At 69.5% G+C, this 22,008-nt stretch carries 12 protein-coding genes; 8 read left to right on the forward strand and 4 right to left on the reverse strand.

The genetic code is table 11. The features are described 5' to 3' along the window. Positions 1-10: 10 nt before the first annotated feature. Positions 11-1,603 (forward strand): capsular polysaccharide export protein, LipB/KpsS family, encoded by a 1,593-nt coding sequence (locus GH266_RS22285; RefSeq protein WP_158195799.1) that lies wholly within the window; start codon positions 11-13, stop codon positions 1,601-1,603. A 26-nt stretch (positions 1,604-1,629) separates the two neighbouring features. On the opposite strand, the gene GH266_RS22290 is transcribed toward GH266_RS22285, so the two are convergent. The 3 genes from GH266_RS22290 to galE form a co-directional block, all read right to left on the reverse strand. Continuing rightward, positions 1,630-2,970 carry an aminotransferase class I/II-fold pyridoxal phosphate-dependent enzyme gene (locus tag GH266_RS22290; protein WP_158196362.1) on the reverse strand — a complete coding sequence of 447 codons (1,341 nt, stop codon included), beginning with the start codon at positions 2,968-2,970 and terminating at the stop codon, positions 1,630-1,632. A gap of 86 nt (positions 2,971-3,056) precedes the next feature. Continuing rightward, entirely contained in the window at positions 3,057-10,658 is a 7,602-nt protein-coding gene (locus GH266_RS22295; protein ID WP_199270405.1) for a type I polyketide synthase, read from the reverse strand. Between the two features lie 408 nt (positions 10,659-11,066). After that, positions 11,067-12,062, reverse strand: coding sequence for a UDP-glucose 4-epimerase GalE (gene galE / locus GH266_RS22300; RefSeq protein WP_158195800.1), 996 nt, complete (start codon positions 12,060-12,062; stop codon positions 11,067-11,069). 302 nt (positions 12,063-12,364) lie between these two features. Here galE and GH266_RS22305 point away from each other — a divergent pair, with 302 nt between their 5' ends. Beyond that, positions 12,365-13,684: a UDP-glucose dehydrogenase family protein gene (locus GH266_RS22305; protein WP_158195801.1), complete on the forward strand. Its 1,320-nt coding sequence runs from the start codon at positions 12,365-12,367 to the stop codon at positions 13,682-13,684. A 57-nt stretch (positions 13,685-13,741) separates the two neighbouring features. Next, on the forward strand, positions 13,742-14,587 hold the full coding sequence (gene cysQ, locus GH266_RS22310; protein ID WP_158196364.1) for a 3'(2'),5'-bisphosphate nucleotidase CysQ: 846 nt from the start codon (positions 13,742-13,744) through the stop codon (positions 14,585-14,587). Positions 14,588-14,725: 138 nt separating this feature from the next. On the opposite strand, the gene GH266_RS22315 is transcribed toward cysQ, so the two are convergent. After that, on the reverse strand, positions 14,726-15,697 hold the full coding sequence (locus GH266_RS22315; protein WP_158195802.1) for an IS110 family RNA-guided transposase: 972 nt from the start codon (positions 15,695-15,697) through the stop codon (positions 14,726-14,728). A 596-nt stretch (positions 15,698-16,293) separates the two neighbouring features. On the opposite strand from GH266_RS22315, the gene cysD reads away from it, so the two are divergent. The 5 genes from cysD (at position 16,294) to GH266_RS22340 (ending at position 22,003) form a co-directional block, all read left to right on the forward strand. Continuing rightward, positions 16,294-17,199, forward strand: a complete 906-nt coding sequence (gene cysD, locus GH266_RS22320; RefSeq protein ID WP_158195803.1) for a sulfate adenylyltransferase subunit CysD — start codon at positions 16,294-16,296, stop codon at positions 17,197-17,199. A gap of 10 nt (positions 17,200-17,209) precedes the next feature. Then, positions 17,210-19,096 carry a sulfate adenylyltransferase subunit CysN gene (gene cysN / locus GH266_RS22325; protein ID WP_158195804.1) on the forward strand — a complete coding sequence of 629 codons (1,887 nt, stop codon included), beginning with the start codon at positions 17,210-17,212 and terminating at the stop codon, positions 19,094-19,096. Positions 19,097-19,270: 174 nt separating this feature from the next. Beyond that, positions 19,271-20,281 carry an ABC transporter substrate-binding protein gene (locus GH266_RS22330; protein ID WP_158195805.1) on the forward strand — a complete coding sequence of 337 codons (1,011 nt, stop codon included), beginning with the start codon at positions 19,271-19,273 and terminating at the stop codon, positions 20,279-20,281. Between the two features lie 172 nt (positions 20,282-20,453). After that, complete coding sequence (locus tag GH266_RS22335) at positions 20,454-21,242, forward strand: ABC transporter ATP-binding protein (protein WP_158195806.1); 789 nt, start codon at positions 20,454-20,456, stop codon at positions 21,240-21,242. Beyond that, a complete protein-coding gene (locus GH266_RS22340; protein ID WP_158195807.1) occupies positions 21,239-22,003 on the forward strand; it encodes an ABC transporter permease in 765 nt (254 codons plus the stop codon). The genes GH266_RS22335 and GH266_RS22340 overlap by 4 nt, the downstream gene beginning before the upstream one ends. Positions 22,004-22,008: the final 5 nt, after the last annotated feature.

Genomic DNA, 22,008 nt, shown 5'->3' on the forward strand with positions numbered 1-22,008 from the left:
CTGGCTGCTGGTGGATAAGGAGCTTCTGCCGCAGGCGCGCGCGCTGGCCGCGATCCTCGGCGCGCCGGCGGTTGCCGCGACCCGCAAGCCCAAAAAGGGCGAGGGGCTGGTCTGCCTTGCCGGGAGCGATGAGGTGCACGCGTGCGCGCTGCAGGCGGTCGAGGCCGGTGTTCCGATGCGGCTGGCCGGTCTGATCCGCCTCGACGCGCCGCCGGCGCCGCTCGCAAGGAATACGCTGGTGGCGGCGCTTCTGCCCGTCGACCCGGGGAAAGTCTTGCGCGAGGGCGAGGCGGCGGCGGGTGCTGCGGCCCTTGCGGCGCTGGAAGCGGGTGCCTTTGAGGACACGGCCGGCTGGGCCCCGGCGCTGTGCCGGCGCTTCCGGCTCGATGAGGGCCTGGCCGAAGAGTGGGCAGGGGCGCTGCTGGCGCAAGCGCATGTCTATCCTTCGCCCTATGAGGCGGGACACGCCCTGCCGGCGATGCTGGCGCTGCAAGGCCTGGCGGCGGCCGCGCGGCGGGCGGAGGTCTCGGACAAGCCGCTGTTCTGCTTCGGCGCCAAGTCCTGGAACCATGCGACGATCCGGGCAGCGCTCGCAGGGCCCGGCGGGGGCTTCACCTTCTGCGCCGATGCGGGCGAGGCGATTGCCTGCGCGGCGCGCGAGGGCGGACGGGCGCTCGGCTGGGCGGCCGGGGTGAGCGGCGAGGTCGAGGCGGCGGCGGCCGGGGCGGGCGTCGAGCTGTGGCGGATCGAGGACGGCTTCCTGCGCTCCGTCGGGCTCGGCGCGGGACTGGCGCGCGGTGCCTCGGTCGGCTTCGACGACGAGGGCATCTATTTCGACGCACAGAGACCGAGCCGCATGGAGCGGCTGCTGGCCGAAAGGGTGCTGTCCCCGGTGGAGCGCGCCCGCGCGGACGGGCTGATCGCTCGCATCCGCAAGGCGCGGGTCACCAAGTACAATGTCGGCGGCAAGGGCGCGCTGCCGAGCGTGCCGAGGGACCGCACCGTGATCCTGGTGCCGGGGCAGGTGGCGGACGATGCCGGCGTGCGCCGCTCGCTGTCGGCCTCCATCGACTGCGCGGCTTGCGACAACGTCAATCTGGAGCTGCTGCGCCAGGTGCGCGCGCGCAACCCGCAAGCCCATATCCTGTTCAAGCCGCATCCGGATGTGGCGGCACGCCTGCGCGCCGGGCGGCTGGAGCCGCACGAGGTGGAAGGGCTCGCCGATCAGGTGGTGGAGGGCTGCGATATCCTCGACCTCGTCGATCTTGCCGACCGGGTCGAGACCTTCTCCTCGCTGAGCGGCTTCGAGGCGCTGCTGCGCGGCAAACCCGTGACCGTCTACGGCATGCCGTTCTATGCGGGATGGGGGCTGACGCAGGATCTGACGGAGTGCGCAAGGCGCGGGCGGCGGCTCGATCTGGCGACGCTCGCCCATGTCGCCTTCATCGACTATCCGCTGACCGTCGATCCGGTGAGCCTCGTGCCTTGCGGGCCGGAATTCCTGATTTCGCGGCTGGAACGCCAGCGGGCGAGCCCCCGTCACCGGATCGCGACGCGGATCCGGCAGGAGCTGTCCTGGCTCGGGCGCAAACTGGGGCTGTGAGGCGGCCGGCTGGCTAGCTCGCCGTCTCAACTCGTCTGGCGGACGCTTCGGACCAGCGACGAGAAGCCGACATTCTCCTCCCGCATTTTCGCCAGTTCCTCGGCCGTGGCATCGACCGCGCGGTCGATCTGATCGCTGCTGTGCTCGCTGGTGATGAAGAAGCGGATGCGGGCGGATTTCTCGGCCACCGCCGGAAAGACGATGGGCAGCGCGTTGATGCCGCGTGCCAGCAGGCGGTTGGACAGCGTTGCCGCGCCGATGGAATCGCCGACGATGACCGGAATGACGCTGAGGCCGGCGCTGGGGCCGGTGTCGAGGCCGGCGGCCCGTGCGCGCTCCAGGAAACGCCGGCCGTTGGCCGCAAGCCGCTGCACGCGCTCGGGCTCGCGCTCCATCAGGTCGGCGGAGGCGATGGCCGCGCCGGCAAGCGCCGGCGACAGGCCGACGGAGAAGACGAAGCCCGGCGCGGTGGCGCGCAGGTAGTCGCACAGGGCCTTGGAGCCGGCAATGTAGCCGCCGCAGGCCGAGAAGGTCTTGGACAGCGTGCCCATCCACATCTCGACGCTGCGCGGATCGACATTGTACTGCTCGGCAAGGCCGCGCCCGGTGGCGCCGAGCACGCCGACGGAATGGGCCTCGTCGACCAGCAGCCAGCAGTCGAAATTCTGTTTCAGGCGGATCAGGCGGGTAAGGTCGGGATAGTCGCCGTCCATGCTGTAGATGCCCTCGACGACGATCAGCACATGGTCGAACTTGTGCCGGTTCTGCGACAGGATCTGTTCCAGCGCGTCGAGATCGCCATGGGGGAAGTTCATCCGCGCCGCGCCCGACAGGCGCGCGCCCTCGGTGACCGAATTGTGGATGAGGGAATCGGTGAGGATGAGGTCGTCGCCCTGCATCAGGTGGCCGATGACGGTGACGTTGGTGGCGTGGCCGCTGACCATCACCACCGCATCCTCGACGCCGTGGAGGCGGGCGAGCCGCTCCTCCAGTTCGCGGTGGACCGGCCGCTCGCCGGCAACGACCCGGCTCGCCGAGGCGCTGGTGCCGTAGGTGGCGATGGCGCGGGTGGCGGCCTCGTTCACCTGCGGATGGCCGTTCAGGCCGAGATAGTTGTAGGAGGCGAAATTGTCGAAGGTCCTGCCGTCGATCACCGTGGTGGCGCCGGCAACGCCCGCGTGGGCGCGGAAGAACGGATTGTCGAGACCGATGAGATCGGCCGCGGCCCGGTGCATGCGCAGCTGGCGCAGCTGCGGCAGCTCGGAAAAGTCGAAGGCGGCGGGACCGGGAGGCGGCGGGGCCGGCACCGCCGGGCGCGCGGGCTGGCGCTGACGCGCCGCCTTGTGGCCGGCGCGAAGGTTCGCCATCAGCTCGCGCCGCTCGTCCGACTTGCTGCCGTGCTGGTCCAAGTTACCGTCTCCTCGAGAGCTGGGCGTTGCGCCCGCATCGCCCACTATAGCAGCGAGCGGACGTTGCGCGTGCGTTCCTCGACCTCGGCCGCCACCTCGGCCAGCGCCTCCGCGTCGCCGTCGAACACATCCTCGCCGAGATGCTGCATGGCGTTGGTGCGCGCCTCGCTGGACAGGTCCGCGCCGTTGGCGGTTCCTCCCGACAGCGCCTGATCGGCGATGCGGGTGGCCATGTCGCTGAGCGTTGCGCCGTTGGCGAGCGACATCAGCGGGATGTCGATGCCGAACTGGCGCTCCGCCGCCATGCGCAGCTCCAGCGCCATCAGCGAATCCATGCCGACTTCCGTGAGCGGGCGCGCCGGGTCGATGTCGTCCTCGCCGATGCGCAGGATGCGGCCGATCTCCACGGCCAGCAGCTTGCAGATCTTGGCGATGGCGCTGGCGCGGTCGAGCCCCTTGACCAAGGCGGCAAGGTCGATGGCGCCGCCTTCGCCGGCCCCGTCATTGCCGGCCGCAATCCCCAGCCGCTCGGCGAAGGGCGTGGCGAGGAGGGCGAGATCGCGCCGCGCCGCCGCCCAGTCGATGCGGGCATAGCCGGGGGCGGCTGCGACCGCATCGTCCTGCGGCAGGGCCATGAGCGTTGCCAGCCCGTCCAGCGCCTCGCGCGCGGTGAGCGCATGGCGGCCGAGCTTGCGGGCCAGCAGGTCGCCGACATCGGCGTTGCGGGCCAGGTAGCCGGCATCGGAAATCGCGCCCCAGGCGACCGCAAGGCCGGGCAGGCCTTCGGTGCGGCGGCGGGCGGCAAGACCCTCCAGATAGCCGTTGGCGGCGACATAGTTCGCCTGGCCCGGATTGCCGACCAGCGTGGTGGCGGAGGAGAACAGCACGAACTGGCGCAAGGCATCGCCCCGCGTAAGCGCGTCGAGAAGCTGCGCGCCGCGCACCTTCGGCGCCAGCACGGCGTCGAGCTGCTCGCGGGTGAGATTGGAAAGCAGGGTGTCGTGCAGCACCATGGCCGTGTGGAAGGCGGCCTGGATCGCGCCGGCATCCTTGCGGATCGCGGCAAGGGCGGCGGCGACGGCCTTCTCGCTGGTGGCATCGCACGCATGGCCGACGACCGTGACGCCGCGGCGGCCCATCTCCTCGATGAGGGCGACGGCCTCCGGCGTGGTGGCGCCGCGCCGCGACAGCACGTCGATGCGGGTGGCGCCCATGTCGGCGAGACGGGCGATCAGGGCCGCGCCGAAGCCGCCGAAGCCGCCGACGACGACCAGGCTGCCGGCTTCGCCCTCGAAGCGGAAGGGCGCGGGCGCGGCAAGCGCGGCGGCGGTAGCGGGCTGCTGCGGCGGACGGATGACGATCTTGCCGATATGGCCGGCCTGCTGCATCAGGCGGAAGGCGGCGACCGCCTCGTCCGCCTCGAAGGCGCGATAGGGCAGCGGCGACAGCGCGCCGCCGGCGAAGAGCTGCATCAACTCGTCGAGCAGGCGCTCGGCCAGGGCCGGCTGGTGGATCAGCAGCTGGTCGGCATCGATGCCGAAATAGCTGAGGTTGCGGCGGAACGGCCTGAGGCCGAGATGGGTGTTCTCGTAATAGTCGCGCTTGCCGAGCTCGAGGAAGCGGCCGAAGGGCGCCAGAACCTCGATGCTGCGCTCCATCGCCTCGCCGGACAGCGAGTTGAGCACCACCTCGATGCCCTTGCCGCCGGTCAGCCGCATCACGTCGTCGGCGAAGGTCAGCGAGCGGGAATCGAGCACGTGGTCGACGCCGAGCCGGCGCAGCAGGCTGCGCTTTTCCGGGCTGCCGGCGGTGGCGATGATCGTCGCGCCGATATGGCGGGCGACCTGGATCGCGGCAAGGCCGACGCCGCCGGCGCCGCCATGGATCAGCACGGTCTCGTGCGCCTCCAGCCGGGCAAGGCGGTGCAGGGCGTAATAGCTGGTGAGGAAGGCGACGGGGATGGTCGCCGCCGCTTCCGGTTCGAGGCCTTGCGGCGTGCGGGCGCAGCCCTTTTCGGAGACGGTGACGCGGCTGGCGAAACAGGCCGGAGCGAAGGCGATGACCTTGTCGCCCGGACGCAGGCGGCGCGCCTTGGGGCCGGTGGCGACGACCGTGCCGGCGCATTCCATGCCGAGCGTCGGGCCGGCGAAACCGTCCTCCAGCGCCTCTTCCGGCAGCAGGCCGAGCGCCCACATCACATCGCGGAAATTAAGGCCGCTCGCTTCCACCGCGATCTCGACCTCGTCGCCGACAAGGGCGCGGGCCGGAACCCGCGACCAGGCGAGGCGGTCGAGCGAGCCCTGCTGGGCAATGTCGAGGCGCAGGATATCGGCGTCGGTGTCGCTGCTGCCGGGCTGCGGCAGCTCCGGCCCGCGTTCCAGGCGCAGGCCAAGGCGCGTATCGCCGTCGATCACCAGCTCGCGCTCGTCCGAGAGGTCGGCGCCGACGATCTCGGCGGCAAGGCGCAGGGCGGCGGCGCTGGCATCGAGATCGCGGCGGATGTCGACGAGCCTGAGGCCGGCGGAGGGGAACTCGTTCATGGCGACGCGGCCGAAGGCCCACACGCCCGCCTGCACCGGATCGGGCGCAGTGCCGCAGGCCGGGGCGCGCGCGCCCTCCGGCGCGATCACCACGACCGGGCCGGCGGCACTGCCGCGGCCCTTGAGCATCTGCGCAAGCTGCCAGGTGCGGGCCGAGAGCAGGGCGCTGGCATCCTCGCCAGAACCGGAGCCGGCACGGGCATAGGCGCCGGCGAGATGAATGATGCCGTCGCGGGCGGCGGCGGCAAGCGGCGTCTCTTCGCCCCAGGCGGCGGGATCGTCGAGATCGGCAGCGATCACGCCGTCATCCGCTGCGGCCCCATCGGAGGTGATCAGGACGGCCTCGATGCGATGCGGCTTCAGGCATTCGCGCAGCGCCGAGGCGACGGCGCGGGAAGGGCCGTCCGCATCGCAGACGATGGCCATGCGCCGCAGCTCCGTGCCGCTCTCCGCAGCGCCGTTGCCATTGGCGGCAGAAACGCTGCGGGTAGGGGCGCGGGCAATGAGAATGCTGGCATCGACCTCGCCGCCGGCAAGCGGCAGCGCCTCCACCTCGGCAAGGCCGAAGGCGGCAAGGCGCGCGGCCCAACCCTCGCCGCCGAGCAGCGGGGTGGCGGGGCGCGAGGAGCCGGGAACGGGCAGCCACCAGTCGGCGCCGGTGCCGAGGATCAGCTCGGCATCGCTCGAGGGCGCACGCTCCAGCGCCAGCAGCTGGCCGCCGGGCGACAGCATCGCGGCAAGGTCCTTGAGCATGGCATCGCCCGCGCCGCTCAGCGTGTCGCAGCACACCGCGAGATCGTAGGGGCCGCCCTCGGCAAGGGCGCCGTCCTCCGGCGAAAGGAAGCGCGTCTGGGCGCTGCCGTGCCAGTTGCGCCGCAGCCGCTCGGCGGCGCCGGGCACGGGATCGCCGACGGTCAGCGTGGCGTTGTAGGGCGACAGCAGCGTGTCGAGATGGCGGGCGACGGCGAGCGAGCGCTCGCCGAGCACCAGAACGGAGAGCGGCTTGTCCTGCGGCCAGTCGGCGACCGCGCGTCCGGCGATGTCGAGGCAGGCGCGGCGCAGGGCCTGGGCGGCCGGGTCGGCATTGCGCCAGCCGGCCAGCAGCGCCGAGGCGAAGACGTCGCCGGCGCTGGCGGGAAGACCCTGCCGCAGCAGGTCCGGCAGGTCGTCGGCAAGGCGGGCGAGCAAGGTGGCCTGCGAGCCGTGGGCGCCGGCCTCGAACACCAGCGTCTGCACCAGCGAGGCGGGATCGAGCCCTTCGGCAGGATCGAAGATCCGCCACTGGCCGTCGTCTTCCGTCGCCAGCTCGTGATGGGCGAGAAGATCGAGGAAATGGGCGGCGAAGGGGGCCGCGCTCTCGTGCAGCGACCCGTCGCGAACCTTCGCCGCAAGGGTGAAGGGCGCGCTGCCGAGCACGGCATGGAGCGCGCGGTGGGCGACCGTGCGGGCAAGCGCATCGGCAAGAAGCCCGGCATCCGAGGGATCGTACTCCTCGCTCGCCACAAGGCCGAGCCCGTCTGCGATCACGGCAAGCGGAAGGGCCTGCGAGGCGCCGGCATCGGCCGGGGTCAGCAGGCGCGAGACAACGCGGTAGGTGAGGCCGTGATCGCGCTCAGCCATGTGGAACTGCACCGCCTTGAAGCGGGCACCCGTCAGGCGCGCGACGAGGCCGCCCTCGGCGTCGAGATAGTCGAAGCTGGCAACGAGCGAGCGGGCGCTGCCCTTGTCCACCCGGATGCGCACGGCAACGGGAACCGAGGCGGGGGCATGCAGCTCGATGCCGGAAAAGCGGATCGGCAGGAAGCCGCCCTCGGCCGGCTCGGCGCGCTGACCCAGCAAGGCGAAGAGGCCGTGGAAGCCGGCATCGGCAACGGCCGGATGCAGCGCGAAGCTGTCCGGCTCCGGCAGGGCGGCCGGGGCCAGCAGGGCAAGGCGCGCCTCGCGCTCGCCCGACAGTACGGCGGTATCGGCAAGGCGGAAGGCCGGGCCGTAGTCGAGCCCGTGTGCCAGCGTCAGCCGGTAGATCTCGTCATGGGACACCTGCGTGCCGGCCACATCGGCCGCCGCCGGCAGCGCGGTGCCGGACCCCGCCAGCGTGCGGAAGCCGGCCTTCGCATAGAGCGACCAGTCGGCGCCGGAAAGGCGCGGACGGGCATGGATCTCGATCACCCGGTCGTCCGGCGACAGGCGCACCATGGTCTCGAAGGTCTTGCCCTCGTCGAGCACCAGCGGGCGCAGGATTTCGAGGTCGCGCACCTCGATGCGCGTCTCGCCGGTCCATTGCAGGGCGGCGCGCAGGGCCATCTCGATGTAGCCGGCGGCCGGGAAGACGGCGGTCTGCTCCACCTTGTGGTCGGCGAGGAACGGCAGCAGGTCGAGGTCGATGAGGTTGAACCACTCCGCCGTTTCCGGCCGTAGCCGCTTGCCGGCCAGCGGCCAGCCGCGCTCGCCATGGGCGGTGATGCGCTCCTCCGTCTCCGGCGTCAGGAAGGGGGCGAGCTGCCAGGGATAGTCCGGCAGGACCGGCAGGTTGCGACCTTCCGGCCCGACATAGAGATCGAGATCGGGCGTCGCGCCATGCGCGACGATGCGCGCGGCGATGGTGTCGATGTCGGCGGCCTTCGCGCCCTCGCTGCGCGGCATCTCCTGGCTGGCCAGGACCTGGGTCTGGTTGCCGACGCTGCGCAGCGTGTCGCGGACATAGGTGGTGAGCACCGCCTTGGGGCCGATCTCGACCACGAGGTCGATCGGCTGCTCGGCAAGGCGGGCCACCGCATCGGTGAAGCGCACCGGGCGGCGGACGTTTTCCCACCAGTAGGTGGCGTCGGGCGTGACCTCGTCCTGCTCCGGCGTGACGGAGGAAAGGAACGGGATCGCCGGCTTGCTGCACGTCAGCGTGCCGAGCGCCTCGCGCAGCGGCGTCTCGATGGGGTCGACCAGCGCGCTGTGGAACGGATAGGCGATGTTGAGCTTGCGCAGGGCCCACCGCTTCTTGCGGGCAAGGCGGGCGAAGGCGTCGATGCTCTCCGACGGGCCGGAAATGGTGACGCTGCGCGGCGAGTTGATGGCCGACAGCTCGATGCCCGGCAGGCCGGCCTCCGCGATGGCCGCGCGCGCGTCCTCCGCAGGGAGCAGGAGCGCCGCCATGCTGCCGAGATGGCGCACCACCTCCTGCTGCGTCGAGCGGGCGTGGATGATGCGCGTCGCGGTGGCGAGATCCAGCATGCCTGCGCACCAGGCCGCGGCCACCTCGCCGACGCTGTGGCCGAGCACGGCGGCGGGCGCGATGCCGCGCGCCTTCAGCGCGGTGACGAGGGCCGCCTGCACGGCAAAGAGCAGCGGCTGGGCGATCTCGGTCCGCTCGATCTCCGTTTCCAGGTCCTTGGAGAACAGCATGGTGACCAGCGACCAGCCGGAGACGGCCATGAAATGCCGGTCGACCAGCTCCAGCGCCTCGCGGAACACCTTGTCGCCGGAATAGGCGTCCTGGCCCATGCCGGCCCATTGCGAGCCGTTGCCGGAAAAGGCGAAGGCGACGCCGCGGGTGCGCGGGGCGGTCTTGCCCTCGACGGCGGCGGGCGCCTCCTTGCCCTCGGCAAAGGCCTGCAGGGCGGAAATCTTGGCGGCGCTGTCGCCGAGCACGACGAGGCGGTGGTCGTGCAGGTCGCGGCGGCGGGCGGCGGCGTCGATCACCGCGCTGGCCGTCTCGGCATGATCCTCCACCAGCGCGGCATAGCGGCCGGCCAGCGCGCGCAGGGCGCCTTGCGAGCGTGCCGAGATCACCAGCGGGGCGGTATGGGCGACGCGGCTGTCGCAGGGCTGCGCCGGCTCCATGTCGCCGATGACGGCGTGGGCATTGGTGCCGCCGAAGCCGAAGGAGTTGATGCCGGCAAGGCGCGGGCGCGTCCCCCGTGCCAGCTCGACCGGCTCGGCGGCGACGGCAAGGTTGAGGCCGGCAAAGTCGATGTTGGGGTTCGGCTCGTCGAAATGCAGCGACTTCGGCAGCCGGTCGTGATGCAGCGCCAGCACCGACTTGAGAATGCCGACGAGGCCGGAGACCGGCTCCAGATGGCCGACATTGGTCTTGACCGAACCGATGGGCAGCGGCGCGCCGCGCTTGCGGCCGATGGCGGTGCCGAGCGCGTTGGCCTCGGCCGGGTCGCCGACCTGGGTGCCGGTGCCATGCGCCTCGACGAAGGCGAGATCGTCCGGCGAGATGCCGAGCTCGTCGCTGTAGATGCTCTCCAGCAGGGTCTTCTGCGCCGGGGAGGAGGGCAGCGACAGGCCGGCGGTGCGCCCGTCCGCGTTGATGCCGGTCGCCAGGATGCGGGCACGCGGCTCGCGCGCCGTGGTGTCGCGCTGCAGCACCATCGCCACCGCGCCCTCGGAGCGGACATAGCCGTCGCCCGAGGCATCGAAGGCACGACAGAGGCCCTGCGGCGACAGCATCGAGGCGCGGGCGAAGCCGATGAAGGAGAAGGGGCTGAGCAGCAGGTTGACGCCGGCGACGATGGCCGTGTCGATCTGCCCGCTCTCGATGGCGCTGACCGCCTGGTGCAGCGCCACCAGAGAGGAGGAACAGGCGGTGTCGAGCGTGAAGCTCGGGCCGCGCAGGTCGAAGATGTAGGAGACGCGGTTGGAGATGATCGACAGCGTGTTGCCGGTCATCGTCTGAACGTCGACGGACGGCAGGTCGAACAGCAGCCGCTGGTGATAGTCGAGGCCCGAGGCGCCGACATAGACGCCGGTCTGGGTGCCGGCCAGGTCCGACGGGCGCAGGCCCGCGTTCTCGATGGCCTCCCACACGACCTGGAGCAGCAGCCGCTGCTGCGGATCGATCTGCACCGCCTCGCGCGGGGAAATGCCGAAGAAGCCGGCGTCGAAGCCCCACACGTCGTCGATCTGGCCGGCGGCGAAGGTGAAGCTGCGGCCCGAGGTGCCGGGGCGGGGATGGTGGAAGCCGCGCGTGTCGAAGCGATCGGGGCGAATCTCGCTGACGGAGCAGAGCCCGTCGTCGAGCAATGTCCAGAAGGCATCCACTGTCCCGGCACCTGGAAGGCGTGCCGCATAGCCGGTGATGACAGTGTTATTCGCGCGCAAGGACATCCAGAACTCTTCCGTAGCGGCTCTCGCGAGCCAATGCTGCCAAACGGAGGCAATCCGCGAGGATGCCACCGGATGTTGTCGTCAGGTTGCATGTCCCCTGCAACCGCTTTGTCGCGCCTTGCGGCCGACGATGCGGATCCGCCCCCGGATCCTGCCTGCCTGTCCAGCCCCCCGGATCGGAAGCGGGTCCTGCCGCCGTTCCCTACCGAGCATCTTCTCTCGCCACAACCGCAAAGCGTGCTCGCAGGGCGTGGACGGGTTTTTTCAATATATCAGGACGAGGCGGTCTTCAAAGCGTCGATAATATGGCAATATTGCATCGCAGCATGAATTTCTCCAGATATTTGTGCCGTTACGGAATTATTGAGCGCGCCATCGAAAACGGCTCGTCTTTCAATATGATGACACTCAGCTCTCGCTGCGGTGCAAAAGCTTGCGTTCCCAGGCGAGGGCATGCCCGGCGATTGTGTCGATATCGTCGTGGACGGGCGCCCAGCCGAGCCTTGCGAGAATCGCCCGGTTGTCCGCAACGACGCTGGCGATGTCGCCCGGCCGGCGCGGGCCGGTGTGCACGGCAAAGTCGCTTCCCGACAGCCGCTTCACCGCATCGATGGTCTCCAGGACGGTGTATCCGCGCCCGTAGCCGCAGTTGAGGGTGAAGCCGGCGCCGCCCGCCCGCAGTTGCAGCAGGGCGAGGTAATGCGCCTCGACCAGGTCGCTCACATGGATGAAGTCGCGCTCGGCCGTGCCGTCGCGGGTGGGATAGTCGGTGCCGTGGATGGTCAGCCCGTCGCGCAGGCCGAGGGCGGCCTCGCAGGCGACCTTGAGCAGATGCGCCGCGCCGCGCGTCGAGTGGCCGGTGCGCCCGAGCGGATCGGCGCCGGCGACGTTGAAATAGCGCAGCACGCCGCAGCGCAGCGAGTGGGCGCCGGCGATATCGGCAAGCATCCGCTCGCTCATCAGCTTCGACATGCCATAGGGGGAGGTGGGCCGCGTCGGCGCGGCCTCGTCCACCGGGTCGCTGCCGACCTCGCCATAGACGGCGGCGGTGGAGGAGAAGATGACGTTGGCGATGCCGGCCGCGCGGCAGCTCTCGACGAGGGCCAGCGTCGCGCAGGTGTTGTTGCGGTAGTATTTCTCGGGACGCTCGACGGATTCGGGCACGGAGACCGAGCCGGCGAAATGCAGCACCGCATCGACCGGCTCGCCGGCCAGATCGAGTGCACGGGCAACGGCGTCCCCATCGGCAACATCGCCGCGCAGGAAGGCGGCGGCCGGGGGCACCGACCAGTCGTGCCCGCCCTCCAGACTGTCGAGAACGACGACGCGCTCGCCCGCGTCCAGCAGGCGCCACGCCATGTGGCTGCCGATGTAACCTGCGCCGCCGGTTACAAGAACTGCCATCCTTCCCTCCTGCCGGTGATGTCGGCGGCGGGCGCAGCGCTCGTCCGCGCGTGCCCGCCTCCGCCGTGTTAGCGGGTTGACAAACGGGTGGCAAGCGAACAGGAACGCAGCCGGACCGGCATGCCTTGACGCTGGGGCGGTGCGCGCACCGCACGCGGACCGAGGGGCCGCCAGGACCCGGGACACCCGTCGGGGTTCCGCCCGCAGATCGTGACGTGAACAGCACCGGTACGGCCCCGCGGCGCCGCCTCCCGCCCGCCCGCAAGGCCCCTCTCTTTACCCAGGAAAGTCCAGGAGCACGCATGCGCATCGCAATGATTGGCACCGGCTATGTCGGCCTGGTTTCGGGTGTCTGCTTTTCCGAGTTCGGCTTCGATGTCTCCTGCGTCGACATCGACGCGGGCAAGATCGAGCGGCTCAATGCGGGCGAGGTGCCCATTTACGAGCCCGGCCTCGACGGGCTGATCGAGCGGAACCTCTCCGCCGGGCGCCTGTCCTTCACCACCGATTTCGACACGGCGGTGGCCAAGGCCGACGTGGTCTTCGTCGCGGTCGGTACGCCCTCGCGCCGCGGCGACGGCGAGGCGGACCTCACCTATGTCTATGCCGCCGCGCGCCAGATCGCCAAGGCGATGCGGCCGGGCACGGTCGTCGTCATCAAGTCGACCGTCGTCGTCGGCACCTGCCGCAAGGTCGCCGAGATCATCCGCGAGGAGCGGCCGGGCGTCGACTTCTCCGTCGCCTCCAACCCGGAATTCCTGCGCGAAGGCTCGGCCATCGAGGACTTCATGCGGCCCGACCGGGTGGTGGTCGGCGCCGAGGACGAGCGCGCGGAAGGCGCGCTGCGCCGCCTTTACCGGCCGCTCTACCTGCGCGAGACGCCGATCCTCGTCACCACGCTGGAAAATGCCGAGCTGACCAAATACGCCGCCAACGCCTTCCTGGCGGTGAAGATCACCTTCATCAACGAGATCGCCAACCTGTGCGAGAAGGTCGGCGGCGACGTGCAGAAGGTGGCGAGCGGCATCGGCCTCGACAACCGCATCGGCTCCAAGTTCCTGCATGCCGGCCCCGGCTTCGGCGGCTCGTGCTTTCCCAAGGACACGACCGCTCTGGCCGCCACCGGCCTGAAGCACGGCGCGCCGCAGCGGCTGGTCGAGGCGACCATCGCCGTCAACGAGGAGCGCAAGCGGCAGATGGCGGAGCGGGTGCTGGCAGCGCTCGGGCCGCAGACCGCCGGCAAGCGCGTCGGCATTCTCGGCATCGCCTTCAAGCCGAACACCGACGACGTGCGCGACGCCCCCTCGCTGGTGATCGTGCCGGCGCTGCAGGCCGCCGGCGTCACCGTCGTCGCTCACGATCCGGAGGCGCGCGGCCAGGCCGAGCCGCTGCTGCCGGGCCTGGAATGGCGGGCGAACCCCTATGACGTTGCCGACGACGTCGATGCCCTCGCGGTGATCACCGAGTGGAACACCTATCGCGGCCTCGACCTTGCCGAGATCGCCCGGCGCATGCGCGGACGCGCGGTGGTCGACATGCGCAACATCTGGCAGGGCTCGGACGTCGCCGCCGCCGGCCTCGACTATCAGGGCATCGGCAAGGCGCCGCTTACGGTGGGCTGACGCCGGCCCGCCCCATCCCCTTCACGCGCAACACACGACCGGAGACAGGCGATGCGGATGACGGACGACATGCAGGCGCTCAGAGCGCTCTGCCTCGAGGCGGGCGCGGTGCTGCTCGGCTATTTCCACGGCGGCGTCGCGGTGGAGAGCAAGGCCGACGACAGCCCGGTGACCGAGGCCGACCGCCGCGCCGAGGCGATCATCCTTGCAGGGCTCGCCAAGGCCTTTCCGGGTGTGCCGGTGGTCGCCGAGGAGGAAGTCTCAGCCGGCCGGCTGCCCGAGACCGTCGGCGAGCGGTTCTTCCTGGTCGATCCGCTGGACGGCACGCGCGAGTTCATCTCCGGGCGCGGCGACTTCACGGTGAACATCGCGCTGGTGGAAAAGGGCGTGCCCGTCATGGGCGCGGTCTACGCGCCGCATCGCGGGTCGCTCTATCTCGGGCGGCTCGGCGAGGGCGCGGTGGAGGAAACGGTCGCGGCGGACAGCGGCGGGGCCGGTGAGGTCGTGCCGCTCTGCGTGCGGGCCGAGCCGAAGGTGCCGCCGGTGGCGGTCGCCAGCCGCTCGCACCGGGACGCGGAGACCGACGCGCTGCTCACCGCGATGGGCGTCAGCGACACGGTGAGCGTCGGCTCGTCGCTGAAGTTCTGCCTGGTGGCGCGCGGGGAGGCGGATCTTTACCCGCGCTTCGGGCGGACGATGGAGTGGGATACGGCCGCAGGCCATGGCGTGCTGCTGGCCGCCGGCGGCAGCGTCTGCCGCCTCGACGGTGCACCGTTCCTCTATGGCAAGCGCAACCAGCCGCACGATTCCGACTTCGCCAATCCGGGCTTCCTGGCCGCCGGCACGGCCGATCTCGTGCGCGCCGCCGCCGCGAAGGTGGGCGAGGCGTCCGCCACCGGCTGACGCCGAAGGAACGCCGAGTGCGGGAGGGCTCGAGTATCCTCACCGCCGCTCCGGGAACCAATGGGCCCCGGCGCGCGCTTCGCTTGGCCGGGGTGACGGCAGAGAGGATGTGAGAGCGTTTCCTCCCCTCGGAGGTCATCAACTCATATCGTTGAGGTGGTCTCTCATTCTTGCGTTGAGGATGACGACGATCTTTCTCATGAGCGCGGTTAGGGCGACGATGGGCTTCTTTCCGTTTGCGATGAGCCTCTGGAAGACGGGTCGCAGCGGCCCTTTGCAGCGTGCGGCGCTGAGGGCGGCCATGAAGAGGATGGAACGGATCTGCGGGCGTCCGCCGCGGGTCTTGCGGTAGCCCTTCAAGGTTCCGCTGTCGTTGGGGTGTGGGGCAAGGCCCGCCAGGGATGCGGCCTGCTTTCCGGTCATGGTGCCGAGCTCGGGCATGGCGGCGGCCAGGGAGATGGCGGTCCTTGGCCCCACGCCCGGCAGCGAGCGGTAGAGGGCGATACGCCTTGCGAGCAGGGTGCATTGCGCGCAAAGGCCTGCGATGGCCGTGTCGATGGTCTCGATCTGGCGGTCGAGCGTTCTGACGAGGCTCCTGCAGGAGGCCGAGACCAGGGTGCATCCGGGCGACTTGGCGCGGTTGAGTTCGGCGCCGCGAATGGCCATGAGGTCGTGCCTGCGGGCGACGAGCGCGGCGAGTTGCGCCTGGGTGCGATCGGCCGGGCGGTGGAGCGGCAGGTGGCGCCATCGCTCCTGGCCATAGGCGGCCAGCAGTGCGGCATCGATGGCATCGGTCTTGGCCAGTCGCCCGAAGGAACGGGCGAAGGCCCTGGCCTTGAGGGTGTCGGCGCGGTGGCAGGCGATGCCTGCGGCCGCGAGCTCTGCCAGCAGCAGGGCTTCGTGGCCGCCGGTCGGCTCGCAGACGATGAGCGTGCCGGAGGGCAGGCCGGCGACCAGCTTGCGGATCGCCCGGGCCGTGTTGGCCACGGTGCTGGCCCCGGTGCTGGCCACGGTGCGGGCGGTGTTGCCCGGCGCCGAACAGACGGCAAGGGTCAGCTTCGACACGTCGATGCCGACGACGTGGGACGGGGCATGTTCCAGAAAGGCCATGGCGGTGGTATCCTGATCGTGCTTCGGATTGTTCGCGGGCGTGGTGTCAGCCAGAGGCCCAATCAACTCTCCAAGCGGGAAAAGGAAGCGGCAGGGACCCTGATGACGACGGGCGAAAGCCCAATCCCGGTCCGGTCGCCTGCCACTGGTCTCCCGGCGGTTCAGGCCGGGAGACCACCCAAACTCTACCACCTCTTCAGACGAACAATCCCGGCCGCAGGCGAAGCCGGAGAGCCGGGAGCCATTGGCAACCTCGGCAAGCGTGGAGGGGCGTCTCCCGTCCGGCAGTCCCGGCTGCGGCTGACATCAGCTCCAACCTCTCCTTGCGTCTTCCCGGACGAGGCCGAAGGCCGAAGATCCGGGACCGGGGAGACGTGCGCGGCGGCCGCGAAGGTGGCCGAGGCGTCCGCAAAAACGGACGGATGACAGAGATTTTTCAAGGATGGCCGTTTGTCGGCAATCCTGTTTCTCGCGCTTGTGCGCGCGGCTGCGTAAGTCGTGGACGATAGCTGCCGGGAACAGCGGGCGGAACGGGAACGCAAGGGCGCTCCCGCCGTCACGACGCATCTCCCGGCCTCGTGCACGAGGAGACATCCGTGTCCAACCGGGGAAGCCATCTGCGCCGTCTCGAGGCGCAATCCATCGAGATCATCCGAGAGGTCGTCGCCGAGATGTCGCGACCGGTGATGCTCTACTCGATCGGCAAGGATTCGAGCGTCATGCTGCATCTGGCGCGCAAGGCGTTCTACCCTGCGCCGCCGCCGTTCCCGCTGCTCCATATCGACACGACCTGGAAGTTCCGCGAGATGATCGCCTTCCGCGACCGGATGGCGGCGGAAGCGGGCATGGAACTGCTGACCCATAGCAACCGGCAGGGGCTGGCCGACGGCATCAATCCGTTCGACCACGGCTCGTCCTACTACACCCAGGTGATGAAGACCGACGCGCTGAAGCAGGCGCTGTCGCATTACGGCTTCGACGCGGCCTTCGGCGGGGCGCGGCGCGACGAGGAGAAGTCGCGCTCCAAGGAGCGGGTGTTCTCCTTCCGCACCGCCTCGCATGGCTGGGACCCGAAGAACCAGCGCCCGGAGCTGTGGTCGATCTTCAACACGCGGGTGCGCCCGGGAGAATCGCTGCGCGTCTTCCCGCTGTCGAACTGGACCGAGCTCGACATCTGGCAATACATCCGCTCCGAAAACATCCCCATCGTGCCGCTTTACTACGCGGCCGAGCGCCCGGTGGTGGAGCGCGACGGCATGCTGGTGATGGTCGACGACGAGCGCCTGCCGCTGCGCCCCGGCGAGGTGCCGCAGATGCGAAAGGTGCGGTTCCGCACGCTCGGCTGCTACCCGCTGACGGCGGCGATCGAGTCGCCCGCCACCACCCTCGACGAGATCGTCACCGAGATGCTGATCGCCCGCACGTCGGAGCGGTCCGGCCGGCTGATCGACCACGACGAGGCGGCGTCGATGGAAAAGAAGAAGCGCGAAGGCTATTTCTGAGGATTGAACGATGAACCAGGCATTGCCTTCCCTCGCCGTCGAGGCGGCCGATTATCTCGGCGATCATGAACGCAAAGGGCTGCTGCGCTTTCTCACCTGCGGCAGCGTCGACGACGGCAAGTCGACACTGATCGGCCGGCTGCTGCACGACACCAAGCGGGTGTTCGAGGACCAGGTGGCGGCCCTGCAGAAGGATTCGCGCAAATACGGCACGCAGGGCGAGGAACTCGATTTCGCGCTGCTGGTCGACGGGCTGGAGGCCGAGCGCGAGCAGGGCATCACCATCGATGTCGCCTATCGCTTCTTCGCAACCGAAGCGCGCAAGTTCATCGTCGCCGACACGCCGGGCCACGAGCAGTACACCCGCAACATGGCGACCGGCGCCTCCAACTCGGATCTCGCGATCATCCTGATCGATGCCCGCAAGGGCGTGCTGCAGCAGACCCGCCGGCACTCCTTCATCGTCTCGCTGCTGGGCATCCGCCACGTGGTGGTGGCCGTCAACAAGATGGACCTGGTCGGCTACGACCGGGAGGTGCTGGAGCGCATCCGCGCGGACTACGCGGCGTTCGCGCAAGGCTTCGGCTTCGAGACGCTGGAAGTGATCCCCATGTCGGCGCTGACGGGGGAGAATGTCAGCCGCCGCAGCGAGGCGATGGACTGGCACGACGGTCCGACGCTGCTGGAACATCTGGAAGCGGTGGATGTCGCCGGCGAGGATCGGCTCGGCCCGTTCCGCATGCCGGTGCAGTGGGTGAACCGCCCGAACCTCGACTTCCGCGGCTATGCCGGCACCGTGGTCAGCGGCGCGATCCGCCCCGGCGACAAGGTGGCGGTGGCCGCGTCCGGGCGCGTTGCCACGGTGGCGCGCATTGCCACCATGGGCGGCGACCTGGACGAGGCGGTGGCGGGCGACGCGGTGACCATCACGCTTCAGGAAGAGGTCGACATCTCGCGCGGCGACGTGCTGAGCACGCCGGAAAGCCGGCCGGAAGTGTCCGACCGGCTGAGCGCCCATGTGATCTGGATGGGCGACCAGGGGCTGCGCACCGACCGCAACTACGTGATCAAGGCCGGCAAGCGCAGCACCACCGGCGTGGTGGCGCGCATCGAGCACGGCATCGACGTCAACTCGCTGAAGCACCTGCCGGCGAGCACGCTGGCGCTCAACGAGATCGGCTTTTGCGAGATCCACCTGAGCGCGCCCATCGCCTTCGACCCCTACGAGGTCAACCGCGAGATGGGCTCCTTCGTGCTGATCGACCCGCTGACCAACCAGACGGTCGGAGCGGGCCTGATCTGGGCGAGCCTGAGGAAGGCGGACAACATCCACCGCCAGGCCTTCGACATCGACCGGGCAGCACGCGCCAGGCTGACCGGGCAGACGCCGCGGGTGCTGTGGTTCACCGGCCTGTCGGGCGCCGGCAAGTCGACCATCGCCAACCTGGTGGAGCAGCGGCTGCACGCGCAAGGACGGCTGACCTTCCTGCTGGACGGCGACAATGTGCGTCACGGGCTCAACCGCGACCTCGGCTTCTCGGAGGCCGACCGGGTGGAGAACATCCGGCGGGTGGGCGAGGTGGCGCGCCTGTTCACCGAAGCCGGCGTGATCACGCTGGTCTCGTTCATCTCGCCGTTCCGCTCGGACCGGCAGATGGCACGCGATCTGTTCGCGCCGGGCGAGTTCGTCGAGATCCACGTCCATGCGCCGCTGGAAGTGGCCGAGACGCGCGATCCCAAGGGCCTGTACCGCAAGGCGCGGGCCGGCGAGATCAGCAATTTCACCGGCATCGACAGCCCCTACGAGGCGCCGGAAGGGGCCGAGCTGGTGCTCGACACGGTGTCGCGCCCGGCCGAGGACCTGGCCGACGAGGTGATCCGCTATCTCGGCCTGTAGGGTCTGAGGCGAAATGCTGAAAAAACCGGCCGGAAGACACGCTTCCGGCCGGTTTTGCCGTCTTTTTAGGCGGCCTTGCACGCGAATTGAGCGCGACCCAAAATTGCTTGATGCATGGGCAATTGCGGGGCAGTCTTTCTGGTGACCCTTCATAAAAACACCAGTGGGGACCACATGCGCAGACTGTTTGGCATTGCCTTCGCGCTGACGCTGGCCGCTCCGGCCGCGATGGCGCAGACCGAGATCAAGTTCACCCTCGACTGGAAGTTCGAGGCTCCGGCCGCGCCCTTCTTCATCGCCCAGGACAAGGGCTATTTCGAGGAGGAGGGCCTCTCCGTCACCATCGACACGGGCGCGGGCTCGCGCGAATCGATCCCGCGCGTGGCCACCGGCGCCTACCAGATGGGGTTCGGCGACATCAACGCGCTGATCAAGCTGCTGGACGAGCAGCCGGACCTGAAGGTCAAGGCCGTGATGATGGCCTATGAGCGCCCGCCCTTCGCGGTGATCGGCCGCAAGAGCCTCGGCGTCACCGAGGATCCCAAGTCCCTGGAAGGCAAGAAGCTGGGCGCCCCGCCGCCGGATGCCGCCTTCGGCCAGTGGCCGGCCTTCGTCGACGTCGCCGGACTCGATACCTCCGGCATGACCATCGAGAATGTCGGCTTCCCGGTGCGCGAGCCGATGCTGGCCCAGGGCCAGGTCGACGCGATCTTCGGCTTCTCCTTCTCCTCGGTGATCAACCTGAAGTCGCAAGGGGTGCCGGTGGACGACATCGCCACCATCCTGATGGCGGAAAACGGCCTCGACCTCTACGGCAACGTGGTGATGGTCAACACCGACTTCGCCGAGAGCAATCCGGAAGCGGTGAAGGGCTTCGTCAAGGCGCTGGTGCGCGGCTTCCTCGACACGATTGCCGATCCGGAAGCCTCCGTGCCTTACGTGCTGAAGCGCAACGAGGTGCTGGACGAGGCGACCGAGACCGACCGCATCCTGATGGCCGTCGACGGCTCCATCGCCACCCCGGCGGTGAAGGCCAACGGCTTCGGCGGTGTCGACATGGCCAAGCTCGCCAAGTCGATGGAATACCTCAAGACCTCCATGGGCGTGAGCGACACGCCGCCGGCGCCGGAGCGGGTGTTCGACGCCTCCTACCTGCCGCCGCTCGAGGAGCGCATGATCAAGTAAGGCCTGCGCCCGCGCATCCCTTGTCTGCCCTCCGCGGCGGGGCAGGGGAGGCGCGGGCGTCGGGTCCTCAGGCTTGTCGGCGCCAGCCAGAACGGGCGCCCCGCGCCGGGCGCACTCGCCCGTCCCAAGGCCCCGCAAAGGGCCGCATCATCCTTTGGAGTTTCGCCCAGCCGTGACAGGTTTCGTCGATCTCAACAACATCCGCCTTGCCTATGACGGCGGCGACGGCACGCTTGCCCTCGACGACCTGACCATGGCCGTGAAGAAGGGCGAGTTCGCCGCCGTGGTCGGCCCGTCGGGCTGCGGCAAGTCCACCTTGATGAAGCTCGCCACCGGGCTGATCCGACCGCAGGCCGGCACCGTCGAGGTGGCCGGCAAGGAAGTGGACGGACCCGTCTCCGTCGTCGGCATGGCCTTCCAGAACCCCTCCATGCTGCCCTGGCGCACGACGCTGAAGAACGTCATGCTGCCGCTGGAGATCGTCCAGCCGCATCGGCGCCGGCTGAAGAGCGAATACGAGAGCTACGTCGCCCGCGCCGAAAGCCTGCTGGAGGTGGTCGGCCTCAAGGGCTTCGGCGACAAGTTCCCCTGGCAGCTGTCGGGCGGCATGCAGCAGCGCGCAAACCTGTGCCGCGCGCTGATCCACGATCCGGCGCTGTTGATGCTGGACGAGCCGTTCGGCGCGCTCGACGCCTTTACCCGCGAGGAACTGTGGCAGGTGATGCGCGACCTGCATGCGGAAAAGGGCTTCACCGTCATTCTGGTGACCCACGACCTGCGCGAGGCGGTGTTCCTGGCCGACCGCGTCTTCGTGATGAGCGCGCGCCCCGGCCGCATCATCGTCGAGCGGGAAGTGGACTTCCCGCGCCCCCGGCCCATCGACCTGACCTATGACGGGGGCTTCAACGACATCGTCCACGAATTGCGCGGACACATTGCCGAGGCGAGGGCCGCCGCATGACCAACGATCGCTGGATCAAGGCCGCCCCCTGGCTGTGGACCATCGGCCTGTTCGTCGTCTGGGAGGCGGCGTGCAAGGGGCTGGATATCGCCGTCTTCATCCTGCCGGCGCCGACCGACATCTGGGCGGCCATCGTCAAGTACTGGTCGCCGATCTGGAAGAACTCGCTGCAGACGCTGTTCACCACGACCGTCGGCTTCCTGCTGGCGGTGGCCGGCGGACTGGCGCTGGGGCTCGCCATCGGCTGGAGCCGGGCGATCTATGCCGGCCTCTATCCCTTGATGATCGGCTTCAACTCGATTCCGAAGGTCGCCGTCGTGCCGATCCTGGTGATCTGGTTCGGCATCGGCACGGTGCCGGCGGTGCTGACCGCCTTCCTGATCGCCTTCTTCCCCATCGTCGTCAACGTGGCGACGGGGCTCGCCACCATCGAGCCGGAAATGGAGGACGTGCTGCGGGCACTGGGCGCGAAGAAGATGGACATCATGCTGAAGGTCGGCATCCCGCGCTCCATGCCCTATTTCTTCGGCTCGCTGAAGATCGCCATCACGCTGGCCTTCGTCGGCTCGGTGATCTCCGAGACGGTGGCCGCGAATGCCGGCATCGGCCACATGATGCTGGCGGCACAGTCGCAGTTCAACGTGCCGCTGGTCTGGGCCGGCCTCGTGGCGCTCGCCGTGCTCGGCATCGTCATGTATGCGGCGATGGCCTGGCTGGAGATGCGCATGACCGGCTGGGCGCACCGTTCGGGCCGGAACTGAACTGA

Origin of the sequence: Stappia indica (assembly GCF_009789575.1) — a bacterium.
GTDB lineage: Bacteria > Pseudomonadota > Alphaproteobacteria > Rhizobiales > Stappiaceae > Stappia > Stappia indica_A.